Annotated in this window: 5 protein-coding genes; 1 reads left to right on the plus strand and 4 read right to left on the minus strand. The window is 64.7% G+C overall.

Annotated features, from left to right (window positions below):
• A partial coding sequence (locus RUW20_RS14005; protein ID WP_313952847.1) for a DMT family transporter occupies positions 1–1002 on the plus strand: 1002 nt, incomplete at its 5' end.
• 37 nt (positions 1003–1039) lie between these two features.
• Here RUW20_RS14005 and RUW20_RS14010 read toward each other — a convergent pair.
• The 4 genes from RUW20_RS14010 to RUW20_RS14025 all read right to left on the minus strand — a co-directional run bounded on the left by RUW20_RS14010 (position 1040) and on the right by RUW20_RS14025 (position 6111).
• Positions 1040–1822, minus strand: coding sequence for an amino acid ABC transporter ATP-binding protein (locus tag RUW20_RS14010; protein ID WP_313952848.1), 783 nt, complete (start codon positions 1820–1822; stop codon positions 1040–1042).
• A 7-nt stretch (positions 1823–1829) separates the two neighbouring features.
• Complete coding sequence (locus RUW20_RS14015) at positions 1830–2588, minus strand: amino acid ABC transporter permease (RefSeq protein ID WP_313952849.1); 759 nt, start codon at positions 2586–2588, stop codon at positions 1830–1832.
• Between the two features lie 15 nt (positions 2589–2603).
• Positions 2604–3377 (minus strand): ABC transporter substrate-binding protein, encoded by a 774-nt coding sequence (locus RUW20_RS14020; protein ID WP_313952850.1) that lies wholly within the window; start codon positions 3375–3377, stop codon positions 2604–2606.
• A gap of 235 nt (positions 3378–3612) precedes the next feature.
• On the minus strand, positions 3613–6111 hold the full coding sequence (locus RUW20_RS14025) for a transporter substrate-binding domain-containing protein (RefSeq protein WP_313952851.1): 2499 nt from the start codon (positions 6109–6111) through the stop codon (positions 3613–3615).
• Positions 6112–6538 lie beyond the last annotated feature (427 nt).

The following is a 6538-nucleotide window of genomic DNA, read 5'->3' on the forward strand; positions in this document are numbered from 1 at the left end:
CTTCTCCCGCGCGGGGGAGAAGGGAGATTCGTGAGTCGCGTACGCGACTTTCACATTAAACTTGCCGCCTTTTCTTACGGACCCGTCCTCTTGAGTCGCTTGCAGGCCAATTTCCTGTTGCTTGCCGTCGCGCTGATCTGGGGTTCGGCTTTCGTCGCCCAGGCCGAGGGGATGGCCGGTGTCGGACCGCTGAGCTTCACCGGCATTCGCTTCCTGCTCGGCGCCGCCATCGTGGCCCCGCTGGCCTGGCGCGAGTGGCGCCTGCTGTCGTCGCGCAAGGTGCAACCGGTGCCGGCGGACGCCCTGGCCATCGCCGTACTTGGCGTCTTGCTGATGCTCGGCGCCGCCTTGCAGCAGATTGGCATCGTCAGCACGACGGTGACCAACGCCGGCTTTCTCACCGCGCTCTACGTGCCACTGGTGCCGCTGTTGTCGTGGTTGCTGCTCAGGACGCGTGCGCACTGGTCGGTGTGGCCGACGTCGATCGGCTGCCTGGCCGGAACCTGGCTGCTCGCCGGTGCGCAGGGCTTCGAGCCGGTCGTCGGTGACCTGTGGGTGATAGCCAGCAGCCTGTTCTGGGCGCTGCATGTGATCTACGTCGGGCGCATCGCCGAGCGCCTGCACGCCCCCTTCCTGGTCGCCTGCGGCCAGTTCCTGGTCTGCGGCGCGATCAGCCTGCTCGGGGCCGTGGCGAGCGAAACCATCACCGGCGCCGGGCTGGCGCGCGCGGCGCTGCCGATTGCCTACGCGGGCCTGGTGTCGGTGGGTATCGGTTACACCTCACAGGTGGTCGCGCAGCGCTATGCGCAAGCGGCCGACACGGCGATCATTCTCTCCGCCGAGACCGTCTTCGCAGCCCTCTTCGGCTTCCTGCTGATGGGTGATCGCCTGAGCGCCAACGGCATTGCCGGTTGCGCGCTGATCCTGGTCTGCATCGTTGTCGTCCAGATCGCGCCGCTGGCCGCGGCTGGCAGGCAGGCGCTGGCGCGGCGAGTGCAATAGGGAACAGCAGAGAGCGGGGAAGCGCGGGCTAAGCCGCTCAGCCGTGACGAACCTGCGACAGAAAGGCTTGCGCGCGTGCATGGCCCGGGTTCGAGAAAAAGATCTCCGGGGTGGTGTCTTCGAGAATCGCGCCTTCGTCGAAAAAAATCAGCCGATCGGCGACCTCGCGCGCGAAGCCCATCTCGTGTGTCACCGCCAGCATGGTGATGCCGCTGTGCGCCAGTTCGCGCATCACCGCCAGCACTTCGTTGACCATTTCCGGGTCCAGTGCCGAAGTCGGCTCGTCGAACAGCAGCACTTTCGGGTCCATCGCCAGCGCCCGCGCGATCGCCACCCGCTGTTGCTGACCGCCGGAGAGCTGCACCGGATACTTGTCCGCCTGGTTGCTCAAGCCGACCCGTTCGAGCAATTTGTGCGCCTTGGCCTCGGCCTCGGCCTTGCTCATCTTTCTGACGCGCATCGGCGCCAGCGCGACGTTGCGCAGGATAGTCAGGTGCGAGAAGAGATTGAAGCTCTGGAAGACCATCCCGACCTCGCGACGGATGGCGTCGAGGTTCTTGACGTCGTCGTTGAGAATGATGCCATCGATGACGATCTCGCCTGAGTCGTGGGCTTCGAGACGATTGAGCGTGCGCAGGAAGGTTGATTTCCCGGAACCGGACGGGCCGACGATCGCCGTCACCTGTCCCTCGTAGAAAGTCGCCGAAACATCCTTCAGGGCGACGAAGGCACCGAAGCGCTTGCCGATGGCACGCGTTTCGATGATCGGTCGCAGCGTCGCCGGAGTGGGTTGAGTGGCTGGAGTGGCGGTGGTGTCCATGCGCCCCCTAGCGCTTTTGTCCGACGTCGAGCTTGGCTTCCAGCGCCGCGGTGAGCGTCGTGAAAGCGGTGGTCAGGATCAGGTAGATGGCGCCGATGGTCAGGAAGACCGGGATCGGCTGATAGCTCTGCGCCTGCACCCGGTAGCCGATCATGGTCAGCTCGACGACGCTGATCGCGTAGGCCAGCGACGAATCCTTGACCAGCGATGCCAGGTTGTTGGCCAGCGCCGGCAGCGCGACGCGCATGCTCTGCGGCAGGACGACGTCCATGAAGGTCTGCAGCGGGCTCAGCCCGAGGGCGCGCGCCGCTTCCACCTGGCCATGCGGTACGGCCAGGATGCCGGCGCGAACGCATTCGGTGTTATAGGCGCCGATATTCAGCGACAGGGCGATCGCCGCACAGGCGAAGTCGGAAAGGATGACGCCCTCGGGCATCAGCTCGGGCGCCGCCAGCCAGACGAACAGAATCTGCAGCAGCAACGGGGTACCGCGGATCAGCCACACGTAGGTGTCGCAGAGCAGGCGCAGCGGCCAGAATTTCGATACCTTGCCCAGACCGGCCAGGACACCGATCACCACCCCGACGGAGCCGGCGATCAGGGTCAGCCAGACGGTGATCCGCGCTCCGTCGGCGAACTGCTGCGCCGCCGGGCCGACTGGCGCCGGCGCCGCCGAGAGCGGGATCGCCATCCCCCAGAGAAAGACGAGCAGCCCGATCATCGCGGCAAACATCGTCCATCCGGGGTTTTTCCTGGTCCAGTTCATGCGGCCTTACTCAGCTCAGGGTCGGCAGGAAACGTCTTCCTTGAAGTATTTTTCCGACAGGACCTTGTAGCTGCCGTCCTTCATCACATCAGCCAGCGCCTGGTTGAGCTTCTCGGCAAGTTCCTTGTTGCCTTTGCGCAGGATCATCGAGACCTTTTCGACGAAGACCAGTTCGCCACCGACGATGCCGGCGTCCGGGTTCTGGTCGAGCGTTCCCTTGACCGTGAACTTGTCCGAGATCCAGGCATCGACCTTCTTCGCGCGTAGCGCCGAAAACGCCTCCGGGTCACCCTTGTAGGTCTTGATGTCCTTGACGCCCTTGATCTTCTTGGCAGCACCAGCGTAGGTGGTCGCCAGTTGCACGCCGACCGACTTGCCGTTCAGCGCGGCGACGGTCAGCGGCCCGTCCTTGTAGGCGGCGATCTGGCCGCCGGTGCAGTAGTGCGGCTTGGCGAAATCGACCGACTTGGCCCGCTCTTCCGTATAGCCGTGCGAGGCAATCGCGAAATCGAAGCGATCCTGCTTGAGCGCAGCAATCTGGGCATCGAAAGGCACCACGCTCCATTCCAGCTTCAGGCCCAGTTTCTTGGCGATGGCCTCGGCCAGCTCGACTTCGAAGCCGGTGAGTTTGGAACCTTCATAGTAATTGAACGGCTGGAAGGCGCCTTCGGTAGCCGCCTTGATCGTCCCGGACTCCTGGATCGCCTTCCATTCGCGCGCCTCGGCCGCTCCCCCAATCAGCAGCGTTAGCGGTATGACGGCACTCAACAACCTGGCTAGAAATCGCATGACACCTCCTGTGGATAAATATCGGATGCGGCAAGACAAGGCTTCGCCCCCGTCGCCGCTCCTTTGTGCCGGGCCAGCTTGGCGAAAACGGAGCACAGAGTACAACAAACAAGGTCGATAGGAACAGCAAACAGAAAAGCAAGCGCACGCGCGGCGGGTGATTGGCGCCGAGGTGTTCGGCGTCGCCGATAGAACCGCCTCCGGTAGTTGCTGCACGATCTCTCAGGCTGACGTGTCAGCCTTCGCCAGCGCTTGGCTTGTCGTCGGAAAGCTCCAGAAAGAACACCGTGCCCCGGCCGGGCGTGCTCTCGGCCCATACTCGCCCAGCCATGCGCTGCATCGCTTTCCTGACCAGCGCCAGCCCGACACCGGTACCGGGGTAGGACTCGCTGCGCTGCAGGCGCTGAAAGATTTCGAAAATCCGGTCATGGAAGCGCATATCGAAGCCGATGCCGTTATCGGTGATGGCCAGCTTGACCTGATTGCCGCTGCGTTGCCCGCTGATCCCGATCAACGGCGGCTGCCCGTCGCAACTGAACTTGAGGGCATTGTCGATCAGGTTGCGCAGCACCACCAGCAGACCGTCCGGGTCGGCATGAGCGACCAGATGGTCGAAGTCGATACTCACTTTCGCGCCCTGCCTGTCGACCTCGCCCTGCAGATCGGCCAGCGCCTTGTCCACCAGCGGACGCACATCCACCGCCACGCAGTGCAGGTCGCGTCGCTCCATGCGGGCATAGGACAGCAGGCCGTCGATCAACTCACTCATCTGCGCCACGCCGTGGGCGATGTGGGCGATGAATTGCCGTCCGCCGGCGTCGATTTGTTCACCATAGTCCTCGGCGAGCATGTGGCAGTAGCCGGCCATGCCCCGCAGTGGCGCCTTGAGGTCGTGGGCGACGGCATAGGCAAAGCTTTCCAGTTCCTTGTTCAGCTCGGCGAGCTGGCGGGTGCGTTCCTCGACCCGCTCCTCGAGTTCGTCGCGGGCATGCGCCAGGTCGGTCTGAGCGGCCTTGAGCAGCGACACATCGCGGGCGATGCCGAAAACGCCGCGCACTTCGCCGTGAATGATCAGCGGCCCCTTGGTCGTCAAAAAGGCCATGCTCTTGCCGGCAGTGGCGACGATCTCGCCGGAGGAGGCGATGACGACGGTTTCCTCGTAGCTCTCGACTTTGCCCCGCGCCATGATGCGCTGGTCGTCGGCTCGAAAGCGCTCGGCCACCGTCGACGGGAAGAGGGCGAAATCGTCGGTGCCAAGCACTTCGGCCTGCGGCCTGCCCACCAGCTCCGCCAGGGCGCGGTTGCCGACGATGTAGCGCCCTTGTTCGTCCTTGACGAAAATGGCGTCGGAAGAGCCTTCCACCAGCGCCTCCAGTACGCTGTGGATGCGTTCCAGTTCGGCGGCCTTGTCGACGCGCTCGCTGATGTCCTGGATGGCGCCGAACAGGCGCCTGGCCCGGCCGCTCTGGTCGTGTTCGATGTCGACCCGGACGCTGACCTCGCGCACGCTGCCATCGGAACGCAGCAGGCGATACCTGAGCTCGCCGAGGTCCTCGCCCGGCCGGCTGGCCAGCATTCGTTTCAGATAGGCCTCGTGGCGCTCGCGGTCGTCGGGGTGCACCAGAGCGATCAGCTGGTCGTAGGTCATCTGCACCGATTGCGGTTCGAGACCGAAGATGCGGTAGGTTTCGTCCGCCCACTGGATATGTTGGTCGGCGACCCTGAATTCCCAGTGACCGAGGTGGGCAAGGGCGACGGAGGCCTTGAGGCGCGCGTTGCTGTCCGCCAGTTCATGCTGGCGCCGGGCCAGCTCGCGCTTGAGCTGGACATTCCAGAAAAGGATCAGCAGATAGGCGCTCACTGCCAGCGCCAGGGCGCCCAGCGACCAGGGAAACAGCCGGGCAATCAGCCGCGGCTCGCTCAGGCGCACGATCTCGTCGGCCTGCTGCGGCAGCCAGCGCTGGAAGATCGCGTTCCGGCGTTGGGCGGGGATGGCGGCGAACGCCTTGTCCAGCAGTTGTGCCAGTTGCGGCCAATCCTTGCGCACGCCGAAGCACTGATTGTTTTCCGCCATGTCGAAGGCGGCATTGACCTTGAGGTTGGTGATGCCGTTTTGCGCCGCGAGAAAGATGTTCACGCCGATCACGCCGACGTAGGCGTCGGCGGCGCCCGACGCCACCGCGCGCAGGCCGTCGAGCGGTGTGGCCACCAGCCGGGGACGCAGCTTCGGGTACTCGTCGATCACCTTGCGGCTCGACGAATAGCCCTCTACCAGCGCCAGGCGCAGGGGTTCGAGGTCTCTCAGCGAGTGCAGTTGCGGCGTGTCGCTGCGGGTGACGATCACCAGCGGAGTGGTCAGATAGGGGGCGGAGAAGGCGAGAAAGGCATCGCGTTCGGGCAGGTGCGCCACCGTCGCCACCGCGTCCAGCCGGCGCTCGCGCACCGCTGCCATGAGTTGCGGCCAGCTGAGGTCGGAGACGAATTCGAAACGGATGCCCAGGCGGGCTTCGATCTCGGCCATGAAGTCGACCGCGACGCCGCGCACCTGACCGCTTTCGTCGAGGAAGGTGTAGGGGCCGTAGCCAGCGTCGATGCCCATCCGGATGACCGGGTGCTCGGCCAGCCAGGCTCGCTCTTCGGCGCTGAATGCCAGCCCGGAGGCCGCATCCGCAGCGCTCGCGCCAAGCGGCAGAAGCAGCCAGATGATGGCCAGACAGCGAAAGATGAGGTGCATGCCGCCTCCCTGCGACAAGTCGGCTCAGGCAGCTCGAGCCCTTGCCACGCATGGTTCGTGACTCCGCCACTCTACACCCGGCCAGTCAAAAAGACGAAAGCGCTTTGGCAGCGAACGGCTCAGGCAGGGGAAAGCAGCGCTGGCTCGCCATGGGCGAGGACACATGACGCTACGCAGGAGCGCCAGGGTCGCTGCCGGCACCCCTCACGTCGACCAGGGTTTTCCGCCAAGATCAACTGCATGCCACGTACGCGGGAAGAAGCCGCGCTACCTCTACCTCACCCGTCACCAGCCATGGATATCCTCCAGCAAGCGAGCGAACTGTTGCGACCCCTGATGGACGCGGAGCATCGTGACACCCGGTTGACCCTCGCCAGCGATCGGTTCTAGCCCCTCGCCCCTTGTGGGAGAGGGGTTGGGGAGAGGG

The organism is Accumulibacter sp., from assembly GCF_032229525.1.
Classification (GTDB): Bacteria; Pseudomonadota; Gammaproteobacteria; order Burkholderiales; family Rhodocyclaceae; genus Accumulibacter.

Excerpts from the sequence above, each read along its gene's own strand:
- RUW20_RS14010 (WP_313952848.1), bottom strand. The coding sequence starts at position 1,822 with ATGGACACCACCGCCACTCCAGCCACTCAACCCACTCCGGCGACGCTG.
- RUW20_RS14015 (WP_313952849.1), bottom strand. The coding sequence starts at position 2,588 with ATGAACTGGACCAGGAAAAACCCCGGATGGACGATGTTTGCCGCGATG.
- RUW20_RS14020 (WP_313952850.1), bottom strand. The coding sequence starts at position 3,377 with ATGCGATTTCTAGCCAGGTTGTTGAGTGCCGTCATACCGCTAACGCTG.
- RUW20_RS14025 (WP_313952851.1), bottom strand. The coding sequence starts at position 6,111 with ATGCACCTCATCTTTCGCTGTCTGGCCATCATCTGGCTGCTTCTGCCG.